Genomic DNA, 15,673 nt, shown 5'->3' on the forward strand with positions numbered 1-15,673 from the left:
GTCGACACGTCGCCGATGTCCTTGGCGCCACCCTCGCTGAACTTCGCCGGAAGCGGCATCTCCGGGGGTACATGGTCCGGGCCACTCACACAGCCTGACAGAACAGACAGTGCGGCAAGGATTGCATATCGGTGCATAGGGTCTCCAACGGGATGCTCGGCGATTCTCTAAGAAATTATTACCGCCTATGGTTAATTTTTCACTTCTCAATACCCCTTAACCACAATCCAAAAGGAAGCATGCGTGATGACGAAACGGAGGCGTTGATGCCGGCCATTTGAGCGCGCGCCCCCGCACGCCAATTGCATGAATATGACTATGCCGCGATCCGAGTGCACAATCGCAAATACCGATGTAACAGCGGCGCGCAGCACGCAGTGGATGAGGATCTTCGCGCAAACTCAACTCATGAGACTTGACGCAGCTTACGCTGTCAACCGCCGTCTAATGTGGAGCGCATGGCCCTCGAGTAGTCGCTCCCCGCCGGGGCGGCGAGTGCCCGGCTGCTGATCGCGGCCTGTTTCCTTACCTGGTCGAGAGGCAGGTCGGTACGGACCAGGCCGCGGTCGTAGAGGTAGTCCGGCAGGTAACCAGATGCGATGATGCGCCAGTCGAGCGGGATGCCGGGATCGATCAGTCGGGCGAGCTTGAAGACGATCGTCGTGCAGTTTGCCGTGATCGTCTGGTAGAATTCGGGCTGTGCCGCCAGCGCGTTGGCCTTTTCAAGGTAGGACAGGAAGAGGGCGCGCGCTATCTGCGGGGAGACACGGAGCGGATAAAGCGACACGGTCTCCCGGCGGATGTTGGTGCGCAGGCGGACGATGTCGCTCTCTTCCGCAGCTATCAGCACCAGTTCGAACTCTTTGAAGAAGCCGCCGATCTCCGAGAATGCCTCGCCTCGTTCCTTTCGGATCTCGGCCGAGAATACGACATGGCGACCATCCGCAAAACCGAAGCTGACAAGGGTATGGGCAATCGCGGGGTTGCTCCAGACGGAGTTCAGCAAATCGACCGACCGGAGCGTGGCGAGGTCATATTGCTCGGTTTGCCAAAACGGATCGAAGTCTTCAGTCGTCCGCCATTGAAAGTTCCGGACGTTGTGCAGGATGATCTGGTCGCCTGTTATCGTTGCGGTGACACCGTGGGCAACGTCGGCCGCCCACTCCCGGTTGTTGCTCGGCTTGATGCCGCTCCACCAGTAGGAAACCGCGAGCATCGCCGCCAGTAGAAGCACACCGGCGAAAAGCAGGCGCCGCCTGGCAGTCAGAATGGCGATCAGTCCGACGAGAAAGCCAGCGGCGATGATTGGCCATTTCCATGTAGAAGGCGCCTGATAGAAGGCGGCAAGGGCAAACCATCCGGCGAAGGCAATGGCTGCAAGCCGGAAGACGAAGCGAGCGATAAGTACCAGAATTCGCCACTTCCGAGGCTTTGCCGCAGTGGAGATAATTGCCATTGTTTCGCCCCCGCGAACGCGCCTGCCTGCCAATCGGAAGGCGCAATATCGCGCGGCCTTCCAGGAAGCGCAAACCACCGGAACGACCGACGCCCGCTTCAATGGCGGCCCCAGATCCCACCAGCGGTGCGAGCGGGGCCGCCTCGTTGAATTATGCGGATGCGGCTTCGCTCGAACTGCCTGAGAGCGCCTTGCGCAGCCGCTCCTCCTGATCCGGCGCCAGCGAAGTTTTCAGGACGCGGCCGCGCAGCCCCTGGAGCTCGGCGAGAACCTTCTCCGGTTGCGCCTTGCGCACGAGGATGAAGAGAGCGGAGGAGGAATTCGGTATGGTCCCGCCAAGAGACCTGATGAACTCGTCGTCGATACCATAGTCAGTGAGCGAGCCGGAGATCGCGCCGGTGCCTGCACCGACGAGGCCGCCGATTGCAAAGCCTGCGAGCGGATTGAGGAACAGCAAGCCGACAAGACCGCCCCAGAGGGAGCCGGACAACAAGCCTGATGTGGCGCCGATCGCCGTCAGGTTGAGGCTCTGCTTGAGATGGACCTTGCCGGCCTCGTCTCGAACCACCACGACTGCATCTTCGAGATCGACGAGGTATTCCTTCTTCAGGCTGTTCAATTTCAGCAGCACCTTGTCTGCTTCGTCCATGGCATCGAAGCCGATGACAACGAGTTCCGACATTGTCCGTTCCTTTCGTTTGATGGCGAGGATATGGAGCATGACGGCTGGCAGACGTGCGCCAGCCGGGGCCCATTGATCGAACGCGTAGATCTTCCGCCAGTCTGCTTTCATGTCAACGAGCAACCAACTGCGCGCCGCAGCCTCAAGCGCCTTATCGAGCATTCCGAAGTCAGATTTGCGCATCATATGCGTATTCCCGATCTGCATCGGTATGATGAACGGTGTCATTGCGAAGTAAGGCCGCATCCAGCCATGACCACTGGTTGGGACAGGCTGGAGCCCCGGCGCTGCACAATGCTCGTCGCATTTCTCGACGAGCTCGCGTTCCCACTGAAGAGGGTCACTCGGTAAGGACGTGACCGTAACAAACGAGCGTCAAACGTAACAGCGAGCAGAAGTGCCTTGGCCTACTGGGTAAGCGGCTGTGGCTTAAAGTCTCCCTGAAGAGTTTCATCGGCAGGGCGTTTCTTGGCCTGCATCGGCTGCTCAAGCACTGTCACTGGTGCGGCGACAGCCGTGGCGGCAACGTTGCCGATGGTTGTCACCGTGCCGCCGACCACAGCGGTCAGCCCTTGGCCGAGCGAGACATTCGAGTCCGTCAGCGTCTGCCCGGTGATGATGCGTTGGCCAATCAGTTGAACGATTTCAGGACTTTCGGCGAACTTGCCATGGTTCAGACCTTCCCCCTTCACCTTGGTAAGATCGATCGCCGTAATGCCGGCAGCTTCGAGTTTCGAGCGATAGGGCTCCACGGTCGGGTCAATCGAGCCCAAACGCGAGACCTTGCCGGTGATGAAGCTTGACACTGCAAGCGCCTTGTCATCCTGCGACACGAAGATCGTGAACTTCGGCGTCGGCGTGCCCATCTCGGCGAACTGTTTTGCGAAGACCTGAATGTCGATATCAGGGGAAGCGAGGATGACGTTGTGAATCTTGCTGTTCACATGGCCGTCGCGGATGCCCATCTGTCGCAGCGACTCCATGGTGAGCCAGGTGCCCATGGAGTGGGCAAGGATGGTGATGTCCTTGACATCCGGGTCCGCGGCGAGCGTTCGCAGCCCCTGCTCGAGTGCTGTGCGCGAGTAGTTGGTGCTCTCCTTGTCGTATTCGTAAGCCGTGAGTTGCGCGCGTGAGGGCCAGGTGAAGAGAAACGGCGTCGCCTCCATGCCGGAATCGTGGACGATCTGGGCGAGGCGGAAAACCGAGTCTTCGTACTTGTTATTGAAGCCATGCACGAAAACCAGCGCGTGACCGCCTTGAATATGCTGGCGAAACCAGGCACGGCCCTGCGCTTGCGTCTCGATCTCTCTGACGCTGGTCACCGCAAAGTCGGTCGCGGGGTTGGGCGGCAGTCGCCTCGGCCATTGGACGGTGCCGGGCTCCCGTTTTGGCGGTATCGAGACGTCGACCGCCGTCAAGTAAGGTTTCGGGCTGCGTTCGCCGGTAAACAGCGTTGCAGGGTCGCCGGACGGTTCGCGGGTGGTGGCGACCAGCATGCTGACTTGCGAGGTCTTCGGCGTGGCCGCCGTCAGCGCAATGGGTGCCATGACCCCGCTTGGATGACCACAACCGGCAAGAAGTGCGGCGACGAGCAGCGGTGCAATTGTCCGAACAGCGCGGGCAGCGATCACGTTTCCGGTCCCCTCGTTTGAAAACGCAAGCACCTTACGGTGGCCGGGCCAAAGTGAAAATACCTTACAGTAACCACGCAGATGTTACGTGCAATTCGCGCAAGACGCCTACGTGCCGCGACGAGTTTTGGGCAAGTGTTACCGAACCGCAACGTGTGCACGCCGCTTGTCCTCTGGGCGGCTCCAGTCCGATCTCGCGGCGCCCCTTTCGTCCTCATTTGTCCTTTTGTGAATTCGGTTCACAGATCCTTGGACCACGTGACCGCTTATCATCGAAATCCAATGCCTCCATATGTCCGCCAGTCAACCACGCCGGCAGGCCGGCAGTCATTTGAGGCACATTATGCCAATTGCTCTTTTTGCTTTGACGATCGCGGCCTATGCGATCGGAACCACAGAATTCGTCATCGTCGGACTGTTGCCGACTGTCGCTTCAGATCTTCATATCAGTCTGCCGCTGGCGGGATTGATCGTCAGCGTTTATGCCTTGGGTGTCACTTTCGGCGCACCCGTGCTGACGGCGCTGACCGGACGTATCGAAAGGAAGCCACTGCTTCTCGGCCTGATGGCACTCTTCGTCATCGGCAACGGCATGGCGGCAATCAGCCCGAGCTACGCGCTGTTGCTGGTCGCGCGCGTGCTTTCGGCCTTTGCGCATGGCGTCTTCTTCTCTGTCGGTTCGACCATTGCGGCCGACCTCGTTCCCGAAAACCGTCGTGCTTCGGCGATCGCTATGATGTTCATGGGCTTGACGGTCGCCATCGTCACCGGCGTTCCGCTTGGCACGCTGATCGGCCAGGTCTTCGGCTGGCGCGCAACCTTCGCCGCTGTTGCCGGCCTTGGCGCAATCGCCTTTCTTGCGATTGCCGTGTTGCTGCCGTCGAACCTGAAGAAGGCACCAGCCGCCGGCATCGGCGACCAGATCCGCGTGCTCGGCAGCGGTCGCCTGCTTATCGTCTTCGCCATGACAGCGCTCGGATATGGCGGTACCTTCGTCGCCTTTACTTTCCTCGCGTCGATTCTGCAGGAAATCACCGGGTTTTCCGCCGGCATCGTCGGCCTCGTTCTCGTGGTCTACGGCATCGCCATCGCCATCGGCAATGTCGCCGGCGGCAAGCTCGCCAACCGCAGCCCTGTACGTGCCTTGACCGGGCTCTTCATCGCCCAGGCAATCGTGCTGGTGCTCTTCAGTTTCACGGCAGCATCGCCCTGGCTGGTCGTTCCGACGCTGGCAGCACTTGGCTTCCTCTCCTTCGCCAACGTGCCAGGGCTGCAGATCTACGTGGTGCAGTTGGCAAAGCAGGTTCGCCCCGCCGCCGTCGATGTGGCATCGGCCCTGAATATCGCAGCCTTCAACCTCGGCATCGCGGCGGGTGCATGGATCGGCGGTCTGGTGGTCGAGTCCTCGCTGGGGCTTGGTGCAACGCCATGGGTTGGTGCAATCCTCGTCGTGGCAGCGCTGGTTCTGACACTCTGGAGTGGTGCTCTGGATGGCCGCTCGGCATCCGATGCCGACACCGCGAGCCAGCCTGCCTAACCACGGCGACGGGAATCCCCAACATCCCGAGATCGGTGGTCGACGCGAGCCCAATTGCGTTGGCCACTGTTACTTTGTGGACGGCGGAGTACCTGTGCCTTAACCCGGCGAAGGAGGCTGGCGCTGCGCGGGAAGCATTCTTTGCCAGTCGTTTCCGATGTTTCTTTTCCCGGTAAAATTGTGTCGTCGTCGTCCACAATTTTCTTGCCTAATAGCGGCATGCTGCGACATACTCAGCGCAGCTGATAGCCACTTGTATGCATGCTTCGAAACACCTTGCGCATTTGCGTTCTTCACGCAGTTGGGGTTCGATCAATGGTTTATCTGTCGCCTTTTCTCAAGATATCGGTTGCAATGCTCGCCACTTGCGGGGCGTCGCTTCTGTCCAGTACATCCGCATATGCACAAGATCCCCTTGACGATTTTCCGCTGGTTATCAGTTGTGAATACAAGGGCACCTACCACGCATTCTATTTGTCGAGGGTGACGAAAGACGGCACCGCCACTTTTTCAGCCTCCGACCGGATTGCGGGCACGATTACGCTGGACGGTAAAGCAAAGGCCGTCGGCGGATCCGATGGGGGAAGTTGCGTGGGCAAAACCCTCAAGGAACTGCGCGCGTCAGGGCAGGCGCACGACCTCAAATCTTAGCCCTGCAACGCCGCGATTCTGGGCTATTGGCTTCGACCAGGGCCATCTTTCGCGCGGGCGATGGAGAGGCCCCCAACCTACGTCGCACGAGCTGGCTTGATCTGTAGCGTGAAGCTCAGCTATTGGCGCGACGCGAGGGGGAAGAGGCATGGAAGAGCTGCGAACTCCTTTCAAGGTAACAGCGGGTCGCTTTCTGCGCTCGGTGAGGATTTTCATGTCCTCGGAAGTCGGCGGCGCAGCCAAGCTTCTGACGGCAAGCCTTGTCGCGCTCTTCCTCGTGATCAACGGGCTCAATGTGCTGAACAGCTTCGTGGGCCGGAACTTCATGACGGCGATCGCCGACAGGCAGATCGCGGAATTCGCCCGGCAAGCCGTATTCTATCTTCTCGTGTTTGCTGGCTCCACGATCGCATCGGTTTATGCGCGCTTTACGGAGGAGCGGCTAGCACTCACCTGGAGAGACTTTCTGACGCGTCGCGCCGTCAATCTCTATCTTACTGACGGAGCCTTTTACCGCCTCGGTGTTTCGGGCGAACTCTCGTATCCGGATCAGCGCATTTCGGAAGATATCCGGGCATTTACCGTGACGACACTGTCTTTCTTGCTGATGATCTTCAGCAGCGGGCTAACGATCCTTTCATTTTCAGGCGTACTTTTATCGATCAACCCCGTCTTGTTCGCCGTGGCCTTCATTTATGCGGCTTGCGGCTCGCTTCTGACGATCTGGCTGGGGCGCCCGCTCATCAAGCTGAACTACGACCAGCTCGATAAAGAGGCAAGTTTCCGTACGGGCCTCATTCAAGCGAGGGAGAACGCCGAGCGAATCATACTCACCGGCAGTGAGTCGCGCATGAAGTCCTTTCTTGCAAGCCGAATTGATGATTTGGTGACCAACTTTCGCAGCATAACATCCGTGAACCGCAATGTCGGCTTCTTCACGACGGGCTACAACTGGCTGATCCAGATCATCCCTGCTTTGATTGTCGCACCGGCCTTCTTCCGCGGTGATATCGAATTCGGGGTGATCACCCAATCCGCGGCAGCATTCGCAATGCTGGTGGGCGCCTTTTCGCTGATCATCAACCAGTTCAACTCGATCTCCAACTTCGCCGCGGTCGTGGCGCGACTAAACATGCTTTTGGAAGCGATAGAGAACTCGCAGCAGCGCGTCGGATCCGACATTCGGATCGACGACACCAGCGAGGGCCTGTCGTACGAGAGGCTCACGATACTGTCAGAGTGGGACGGCTTGCCGTTGTTACAGGAGTTGACCGTAGCCATTCCGCCTCGTGCTCGCGTCCTTGTGACATGCGCCCGAGAGGACCAAGGGAGCGCGCTTTTCAGGGCCACCGCCGGTGTTGCTTGTCCCGGTTCTGGCCGAATATTTCGCCCCGCCGCCGAACGGATACGCTTCCTGCCGCAGCAGTCCTATTTTCCGACGGGTACGCTTCGACAACTCATCGTTCCGTCGGACGCGAGCACAGAAATTCCGGACGAACAAACTTCGCTGCTACTTGCCGAATTCGGACTCGAGCGCATTTCTAAGGCAGAGGGATTTCAACAAGAAGTGGAATGGCATACGTCTCTGACGCAAAGAGAGCAGTGCTTGCTGATGCTGGCGAGCGTGTGCGTTGCGAAGCCGGATGTCATCTTGCTTGAGAGGGCCGAGGTTATGGTTGGCTGGGATACACTTTTCCGGATCATGACGCGCTTTGCAAATGACGGCATCGCCTGCGTTCATATCGGGAGCGCCGCCAACATATCATCCTATGACGCCATCCTGGACCTTGGCGATAGTGGCGGATGGCAATGGAGGAAACCCACATAACCGCGCAGACGCTTCTGCGGCGTGCAGCACGGAGATTGCGACGACAAGAAAGTCGATAGGAGGCTGACGATGACGAATGCCGCTCTTGCAACCGACGATTATCTGAAAACGAGCACTCCGCTTGGAGCAGAGGAACTCCGCTTGATGGACGCCTACTGGCGCGCATCGAACTATCTTTCGGTCGGGCAGATTTATCTGCTCGACAATCCGCTCCTGAAGCAACCCCTCGCGCGGGAGCACATCAAGCCGAGGCTGCTTGGCCACTGGGGAACGTCGCCTGGCTTGAACATGCTCTATGTGCATTTAAACCGAGTGATCAAGCGCGACGATCTCAACATGATTTATGTGATCGGGCCTGGCCATGGTGGGCCATCACTGGTCGCGCATGCTTATCTGGAGGGGACCTACAGCGAAGTCTACCCGAATATCGGTCAGGACACCGAAGGGATGAAGGCTTTGTTCAAGCAGTTCAGCTTTCCCGGCGGCATTCCGAGCCATGTCGCCCCCGAAACGCCAGGAAGTATTCATGAGGGTGGCGAACTCGGCTATGCGTTGAGCCATGCCTACGGCGCGGCCTTCGACAATCCGGATCTGATCGTCGCCTGCGTTGTTGGCGACGGCGAGGCCGAAACCGGTCCGCTTGCGACGGGATGGCATGGCAATAAGTTTCTCAATCCTGCCCGTGACGGATGCGTGCTGCCGATCCTGCATCTCAACGGCTACAAGATCGCCAATCCCTGCTTCCTAGCCCGCATCCCCAAGGACGAATTGCGGAAGTTCTTCGAGGGGATGGGCTATGCTCCGCTTTTCGTGGAAGGTCATGATCCTGACAAGGTGCAGCAGCAGCTGGCGGCAGCGATGGATACAGCCGTCGGCGAGATCAATCGGATCTGGGCGGAGGCGCGTGAGAAGGGTAATCTGAAACGCCCGGCGTGGCCGATGATCGTTTTCCGCACGCCAAAGGGCTGGACCTGCCCAAGCGAAATCGACGGCAAGAAATGCGAGGACTACTGGCGGTCGCACCAGGTTCCGATGGGCGACATGGATAAGCGGGAACACATCGAGATCCTTCGGCACTGGATGCAGACGTACAAACCTGGAGAGCTCTTCGACGACGACGGTAAGCTGCGCGCCGAATTCGCGGCGCTCGCCCCGGCTGGCAATCGCCGGATGAGCGACAATCCGCACGCGAACGGTGGTCTGCTGCTGCGTGACCTGAAGATGCCAGATTTCCGCGACTACGCCGTTCCCGTGCCGAGCCCGGGGGCGACAACGACCGAATCCGCCCGGGTGATGGGCAAGTTTCTTCGCGATGTCATGAAGATGAACCTGAACACAAAGAACTTCCGGCTGTTCAGCCCCGACGAGAACAACTCGAACCGCTGGCAGGATGTGCTCGAGGTCACCAACCGCTGCTACATGGCTGAGATCTATCCCGAGGACGATCACCTGTCGCCCGATGGCAGGGTGATGGAGGTGTTGAGTGAGCATCAGTGCCAAGGCTGGCTTGAAGGCTACCTTCTGACAGGACGCCACGGCTTCTTCTCGTGCTATGAGGCCTTCATTCACATCATCGACTCGATGTTCAACCAGCACGCCAAATGGTTGAAGGTGTGTAATCACATACCTTGGAGGCGGCCGATTGGATCGCTCAACTACTTCTTGAGCTCGCATGTCTGGCGCCAGGATCATAACGGCTTCAGCCATCAGGATCCGGGGTTTATCGACCACGTCGTCAACAAGAAGGCCGAGGTGATCCGCGTCTATCTCCCCGCGGACGCAAACACGCTGCTTTCCGTTACCGATCATTGCCTGCGTAGCCGCAACTACGTGAACGTCGTCGTGGCCGGCAAGCAACCGGCGCCGCAATGGCTGACCATCGATGAGGCGATCAAGCATTGCGCCGAGGGCCTCGGCATTTGGGAATGGGCCAGCAATGATAAGGGCAGTGAGCCTGACGTCGTGATGGCGTGCTGCGGCGACGTTCCGACGCTCGAGACGCTGGCGGCGGTGCAATTGATCCGCGAGCATCTGCCCGAACTGAAGGTGCGCGTCATCAACGTCGTCAACCTCATGAAGTTGCAGCCATCAAGCGAGCATCCCCACGGTCTTTCAGACCGCGATTTCGATGCGCTCTTCACCAAGGACAAACCGATCATCTTCGCGTTCCATGGATATCCCTGGCTGATCCACCGGCTGACCTACCGGCGCACCAACCACGGCAATCTGCATGTGCGCGGATACAAGGAGGAGGGGACGACGACGACGCCATTCGACATGGTCGTTCTCAACCAGCTAGACCGCTTCCATCTTGTCGAAGACGTCATCGATCGGTTGCCGCAACTCGGTTCCCGCGCCGCCTACTTCAAGCAAGCGATCCGCGAGAAGCTGATCGAGCACCGGCAATACATTGAAGACCATGGCGATGACATGCCTGAAATCACCGGTTGGAAATGGGGCGTCCAGGGGCGGCCAGCAAAGACGCAAAGGACGTCGACGGAAGGCGACAATACCTAAGGCGTTCGGCCCGCAACGTGCGGCCGGGCTGCATTTCCCGGGCGCCGATGACGTCGGTGCAGTATACAAGTCACTGCTGTGACGACGCTCGGGCGGCGATTTGCATATTGGCGAGTTGAGGAGCGCCGTCAGGCGCGAAGCCCGTGTGGAAAGGGGGAAGTCATGGTCGAGGTACCCACCCCAAACATCGAGTCCGCGCCGAGCGACGAGGATTTCGCGCGACTGCAGTTCACGACCCTACTCTATTACCTGCATTGCACGAACCCGGACAACGGGCTCGTCCGCGACAAGACTCAAGCGGGCGCGCCGGCGAGTATCGCCGCCATCGGCATGGCACTTGCCACTATCCCTGTCCTTGTGGAGCGCGGTATCATCATTCGTGAGTTTGCTGCCAAGATCGCCCGACGGCGGCTTGATTTTCTCCTGCATTGCCACCAGGGTCCCGAGCCGGACGCCTCGGGCTATAAGGGCTTCTTCTACCACTTCCTCGATATCGAAACAGGACGTCGGGTATGGCAGTGCGAACTGTCGACCATCGACTCCGCCTTCCTGTTTGCCGGCGCCCTGACGGTCGCCACTTACTTCGATGAGGATACGGCTGACGAAGCAAGGATCAGGCAACGTGCTGCATCGCTCTACGAGCGGGCAGACTGGAACTGGGCATGTGACCACGGCGCGACCCTGACGCACGGCTGGCGCCCCGAGAACGGCTTCATTCCCTACCGCTGGCGCGGCTACGACGAAGGCTTGCTTCTCTACATACTGGGGCTCGGCTCGCCGTCGCATCCCTTGCCGCAGGAAAGTTACGCGGCCTACACGGCAAGCTATGACTGGCGCAACATCTTCGGACGCGAACTGCTCTACTCCGGTCCGCTCTTCACGCACCAGCTTTCGCATATGTGGATCGATTTCCGCGGCCTCCGCGACGAATTTATGCACGAACATGACAGCGACTATTTTCAGAACAGCAGGCAGGCGACGTTCGTCCACCAGGAATATGCGATCCGAAATCCGATGGAGTTCGAAGGCTATGGCGAGCACTGCTGGGGATTTACCGCAAGCGATGGACCCGGCTGGCTGACGGCGGAAGTTGACGGGGTGCGCAGGGAGTTCTTCGACTATATCGCCCGCGGGGCACCGTTCGGGCCGGACGACGGGACGGTCTCGCCGTGGGTCGTCGTGGCGTCTCTGCCTTTCGCACCCGAGATCGTCATTCCAACCGTCCTCAACTGCGGGCGCATGAATCTGGGAATGACGCGGCTCTACGGGTTCAAGCCATCGTTCAATCAGACTTTCAAGGTTGCAGACAGTCCTACAGGGTGGTGGATCAGCCCCTGCCACTTCGGCATCGATCAGGGCCCGGTGGCGCTGATGATCGAGAATTACCGGACCGGCTTCCTATGGAATCTGATGCGCAATTGCGAACCTATTGTCAGGGGACTGCGCCGCGCCGGCTTTACCGGCGGCTGGCTTTAGCCAGCGTTTGTGCATGCGGACTTGTACGATGGTCGCGCACGCCGAGTTCGATCAATGGGAACCGCGAAGCTGATTGTCCACGAGCCAATTCCGGTTGAAAACACGCTTCGCTCCATCGGTTGCCTGGGAGGTCTGCACGATATCCTCCCGCAACCACCAGTCGAGCGAGGTGCCGGGCGGCGAGAGTTTTCCTTGTTCAAGGTTTGCCGTGACCAGGATTGATATCGATGGGTTCCGCGCAGACTTCCCTGCCGCCGTTTCGGCAGCCGACAGAGCAAAAAGCGGCGCGACGATGCCCGTCATGAGGACGGACGCGTAGACTGGTAGCGTTTGCGAGTACGACATAACATGCACCCCGCTGGAACTGCAGCAATACTACAATGTCGCAAGTCAAACCTGTAGTCGAGCCTGTATTTTGTGTGCTTCGTCCAATGAGATGCCGCGGGGATAGGAAGCACCCCGCGCTGGATTTCTGTACCTTTACTTTGACCGTCTGCGGCGGCGACCGGCACAAGCGCTATCGCTTCAGCAGTAGCCGTGTTGGCTCGAGGCTGCACCATGCGGATCTCCGTCAAAACGAGAGCGTTGCGGCCCCCTCCTTGATCTCGGCATGCATCGCGCTTGCGCCGACGATCACGACACCATCGAGGAGGTCTTCCTGATCGTAGCCGCGCGACTTCACGCATGGTGGGCAAGCCCAGATCGTGCCGCCACGGTTCTGAAAGTCCTCGATCAAATTCGTGAGGGGGTCGAGAGGAGGGACATGCGTCATGCGCTGGCCGCCTTTTCGCACCAAATCGATCGCGGTGCTGGTGAGGAACATCGAGACTTTGAGCCCGGCGGTGATGCCGCCGTTGGCGATCGTGAAGGCAACGGACGAAAGCTCGGAATCAATTCCCTTCGTCAGGAGCACGACCAGTTTTTCAGTCGAGGTTTGCATAGTATTCTCCTCCAGTTGAGTTGTACCTGTTCATTCTAGGGAGGCGGGAAGCACCTGTATTTGGCCGAGATGCGTGAAGACTTATCCAAAAGTCCTCAACCGACGCGCGGCGTGGCGCGGGATGACGTTCTGTCGACGCTTCTGTCAGCGATGCGCCTTTCGGGATCGCTGCAGTTCTGCTTTATGCCGTCTGGTGCCTGGCAGACGGATGACAAACCTTCCCTGGCCGCTCTCTCGGGAAAAGCAAGCGGTACGGTGCCGTTCCACATCGTCGTCGCGGGCCAATGCTGGCTGAAGATTGAAGGCGACGAGGCAACTTTGAATGCAGGTGATGTGCTGATATTCCCCTTCGCTACCGGACACCAATTAGGGGCAGGGGCCGGCGGCGTATTGGTCGAACCCATGCGCGAATTGCCGCCGAAGCCGTGGCGGCAGATCCCCGTTCTCCGGCATGGAGACGAAGCGGACGGCGTGAGGCTGCTCTGCGGCTACCTGCAATGCGATGCGCTGCGCTTTGAGCCACTGAGGAAGGCGTTGCCCAAGCTCATTCATGTGAAAACGCTCGGCGCGAATGGTGGAGACTGGCTCCGTGCCACCATCCGGCAGATGGTTGACGAGGTCGATAGGCCACGTGCGGGTGGAATTTCCATGCTGCCGCGGCTGACCGAAATGATCTTCATCGAAATTCTCCGCCACCAGATCATGACGGCCGAGCCGCGGAGTGTCGGTTGGCTGGCGGCGCTGGCGGATGAGGCGTTGTCGCGGTGCCTTTCCATCATTCACGACGACCCGACGCACGACTGGTCTTTAAAGGAATTGTCGATCACCTGCGGGATGTCGCGAAGTGTACTGGCGGAGCGGTTTAAGACAATCCTTGGTACATCCCCCATCAGGTACATGCGGGATTGGAGGCTCTATCTTGCCAGCGTGTCGCTGGCGACGACCGGAGCGCCGATCGCCGCCATTGCTTATGAAGCCGGATATGCGACGGAGGCGGCTTTCAGTCGAGCCTTCTCCCGCGCCTTCGGCACACCACCGGCGACGTGGCGCACAGAGGCGCAGAATTCTCACGCGGCCTTGGGCCAAAGGCCACCTCGCAGCACACCGTGAAAGCCTTGCGGTGCGCTGCACAGCGAGCGGGCTGTTTGGCGCTCTAAAGTGGGCCGTCGGGTCTCAACCCGACGGCCTTTCAAGATCGCAACGTTCTAAATGCGGCTCTGACCTCGTCGCTGAACAGTTCAGGTTCTTCCCACGCCGCGAAGTGCCCGCCTTTTGCGGCGCGATTGTAGTAGATGAGCTTTGGATATGCCCTGGATAGCCAGCTCTTCGGCGGCTTGTAAACTTCTCCGGGGAATACCGTGACGGCAACCGGAACTTTCACCGGGGTCAATTTCACTCCCGAAGCAGTGTTTTCCCAATAAATCCGCCCGCTGGAAGGGCCGGTGTTCGTCAGCCAGTAGAGCGTGATGTTGTGGAGGATAGCCTCCTTGTTCAGGGCCTTCTCCGGATCTCCACGCGTGAAGACCCAATCGGCCATCTTATCGTAGAGCCAAGCGGCCAAGCCGACCGGCGAATCCGCGAGGCCATATCCGACCGTCTCCGGACGGGTACCCATGATGGCCGCGTAACCGAAGCCGTTGTTCAGGAAGTCGCGGGTTTCTTCGAAGACGGCCTTCTCATCTAGAGACAGGCTATCCGGCGCGGGTCCACCGCTCTTGAGAGCCTGCGCAGCTTCCGGTGGGAAAGTCGTCGCGCGTTCGACCCTGTTGACATGGATACCCAGCAATCCTTCAGGTGCCTGACGACCCAGGGCGTCGCTGATGATCGCGCCCCAGTCGCCGCCTTGCGAGACGTAACTGTTATAGCCGAGACGTTTCATCAACGCGTCCCATGCTGCTGCTATCCGCTGCGGGTTCCAGCCCGTCGCAGTCGGCTTCTGCGAGAAGCCGAAACCAGGGATCGAGGGGAGCACTAGGTGGAAGGCGTCTTCAGCGCTGCCGCCGTAAATAGTGGGATCTGTCAGCGGGCCTACGACATTCAAAAGTTCGAACACCGACCCCGGCCATCCATGCGTCATGATCAGTGGCAGTGCGCCCTCATGCTTCGAACGAATGTGGATGAAATGAATGTCCAGGCCATCGATGTTCGTCAGAAACTGGGGCAGCGCGTTCAGCTTCTCTTCGGCCTTTCGCCAGTCATAGGACGACTGCCAGTAGTCTACCAAATCTCTCAGTCTATCGGGCTGGACACCCTGAGAGCGGTCGGTCACCGTTTCGCCGTCCGGCCACCGCGTCGCGGCAAGGCGTCGCCTGAGGTCCGTTAGCGCGGCCTCGGGAACTTCGGCTCTGAACGGACGGATATCCCCGCCGCCAGCCTTCGTCACGTCAACGGCGTTCGCCGCGGTTGCCGCCAAGGGGAGGATCGTCGTCGCAAGTCCAATTGCCGCACCGCCAAACATCAGTGAGCGCCGTGACATATGGATTCTTTCGATTGATTGCTGGATCGTCATGACATGCATCCTTTGCGCGGGAAGCTTCCAGGGCTCATTTGACCGGCTCGACGAGTGCGACGCCCTTGCTGACGACATAGGTCGCCAATTCGGAAGCCTTGCCGTCACCGACGTTCTTGGCGGTGTGCGGCACTCCCGAGGGAATGAACAGCGATTGGTCGGCCTTCAGCGTAACGGGCTTGCGGCCCTCGATCCGGTATTCCAGCGTGCCCTGGAGGACGACCGCTATTTCTTCGTCGGGGTGCTTGTGATTGGTTGCCAGAGCGCCGGGATTGCGATCGACTCTCGTCTGGATGGCTTCCTTTCCCGGAACGCTGATATTGCTTTTGGCGACATCGATGCGCTGTATATCAAGCTGCTGTGCCTGAGCTGTCTGAAGCGACAGGACGCCAAGTGCCAGGGCTGAGATGATCGTCATACGCGTTTTCATATGTTTCCCCCTTCGA

13 protein-coding genes are annotated in these 15,673 nt (G+C 59.2%); 6 read left to right on the forward strand and 7 right to left on the reverse strand.

All coding sequences use genetic code 11. The features are described 5' to 3' along the window. Positions 1–433 precede the first annotated feature (433 nt). The 3 genes from FHX09_RS07205 to FHX09_RS07215 form a co-directional block, all read right to left on the reverse strand. Positions 434–1,456 carry a DUF4105 domain-containing protein gene (locus FHX09_RS07205; protein ID WP_183723108.1) on the reverse strand — a complete coding sequence of 341 codons (1,023 nt, stop codon included), beginning with the start codon at positions 1,454–1,456 and terminating at the stop codon, positions 434–436. 151 nt (positions 1,457–1,607) lie between these two features. Beyond that, positions 1,608–2,138 (reverse strand): DUF1269 domain-containing protein, encoded by a 531-nt coding sequence (locus FHX09_RS07210; protein ID WP_007800363.1) that lies wholly within the window; start codon positions 2,136–2,138, stop codon positions 1,608–1,610. A 407-nt stretch (positions 2,139–2,545) separates the two neighbouring features. Beyond that, complete coding sequence (locus FHX09_RS07215; protein WP_132594754.1) at positions 2,546–3,685, reverse strand: alpha/beta hydrolase; 1,140 nt, start codon at positions 3,683–3,685, stop codon at positions 2,546–2,548. A gap of 427 nt (positions 3,686–4,112) precedes the next feature. On the opposite strand from FHX09_RS07215, the gene FHX09_RS07220 reads away from it, so the two are divergent. From FHX09_RS07220 to FHX09_RS07240, 5 genes are all read left to right on the forward strand, one after another. After that, positions 4,113–5,306: an MFS transporter gene (locus tag FHX09_RS07220; RefSeq protein ID WP_184449629.1), complete on the forward strand. Its 1,194-nt coding sequence runs from the start codon at positions 4,113–4,115 to the stop codon at positions 5,304–5,306. Positions 5,307–5,621: 315 nt separating this feature from the next. After that, positions 5,622–5,957: a hypothetical protein gene (locus FHX09_RS07225; RefSeq protein WP_007800355.1), complete on the forward strand. Its 336-nt coding sequence runs from the start codon at positions 5,622–5,624 to the stop codon at positions 5,955–5,957. Between the two features lie 148 nt (positions 5,958–6,105). Continuing rightward, a complete protein-coding gene (locus FHX09_RS07230; RefSeq protein WP_132594738.1) occupies positions 6,106–7,785 on the forward strand; it encodes an SbmA/BacA-like family transporter in 1,680 nt (559 codons plus the stop codon). A gap of 69 nt (positions 7,786–7,854) precedes the next feature. Continuing rightward, positions 7,855–10,302, forward strand: coding sequence for a phosphoketolase family protein (locus FHX09_RS07235; RefSeq protein WP_184449631.1), 2,448 nt, complete (start codon positions 7,855–7,857; stop codon positions 10,300–10,302). A 162-nt stretch (positions 10,303–10,464) separates the two neighbouring features. Continuing rightward, on the forward strand, positions 10,465–11,778 hold the full coding sequence (locus tag FHX09_RS07240; RefSeq protein ID WP_184449633.1) for a glucoamylase family protein: 1,314 nt from the start codon (positions 10,465–10,467) through the stop codon (positions 11,776–11,778). Positions 11,779–11,829: 51 nt separating this feature from the next. Here FHX09_RS07240 and FHX09_RS07245 read toward each other — a convergent pair whose 3' ends face one another. Both FHX09_RS07245 and FHX09_RS07250 read right to left on the reverse strand, forming a co-directional pair. After that, complete coding sequence (locus tag FHX09_RS07245) at positions 11,830–12,123, reverse strand: hypothetical protein (protein ID WP_132594732.1); 294 nt, start codon at positions 12,121–12,123, stop codon at positions 11,830–11,832. A gap of 226 nt (positions 12,124–12,349) precedes the next feature. Continuing rightward, positions 12,350–12,718, reverse strand: a complete 369-nt coding sequence (locus FHX09_RS07250; protein ID WP_132594730.1) for a DsrE family protein — start codon at positions 12,716–12,718, stop codon at positions 12,350–12,352. A gap of 69 nt (positions 12,719–12,787) precedes the next feature. On the opposite strand from FHX09_RS07250, the gene FHX09_RS07255 reads away from it, so the two are divergent. Continuing rightward, positions 12,788–13,828, forward strand: coding sequence for an AraC family transcriptional regulator (locus FHX09_RS07255; RefSeq protein WP_132594752.1), 1,041 nt, complete (start codon positions 12,788–12,790; stop codon positions 13,826–13,828). A 79-nt stretch (positions 13,829–13,907) separates the two neighbouring features. Here FHX09_RS07255 and FHX09_RS07260 read toward each other — a convergent pair whose 3' ends face one another. After that, a complete protein-coding gene (locus FHX09_RS07260; RefSeq protein ID WP_184449635.1) occupies positions 13,908–15,227 on the reverse strand; it encodes an epoxide hydrolase in 1,320 nt (439 codons plus the stop codon). Between the two features lie 34 nt (positions 15,228–15,261). After that, entirely contained in the window at positions 15,262–15,657 is a 396-nt protein-coding gene (locus FHX09_RS07265; RefSeq protein WP_183723102.1) for a cupin domain-containing protein, read from the reverse strand. Positions 15,658–15,673 lie beyond the last annotated feature (16 nt).

The sequence above is a fragment of the Rhizobium sp. BK538 genome, from assembly GCF_014197575.1.
In the GTDB taxonomy this organism is placed as follows: Bacteria; Pseudomonadota; Alphaproteobacteria; order Rhizobiales; family Rhizobiaceae; genus Rhizobium.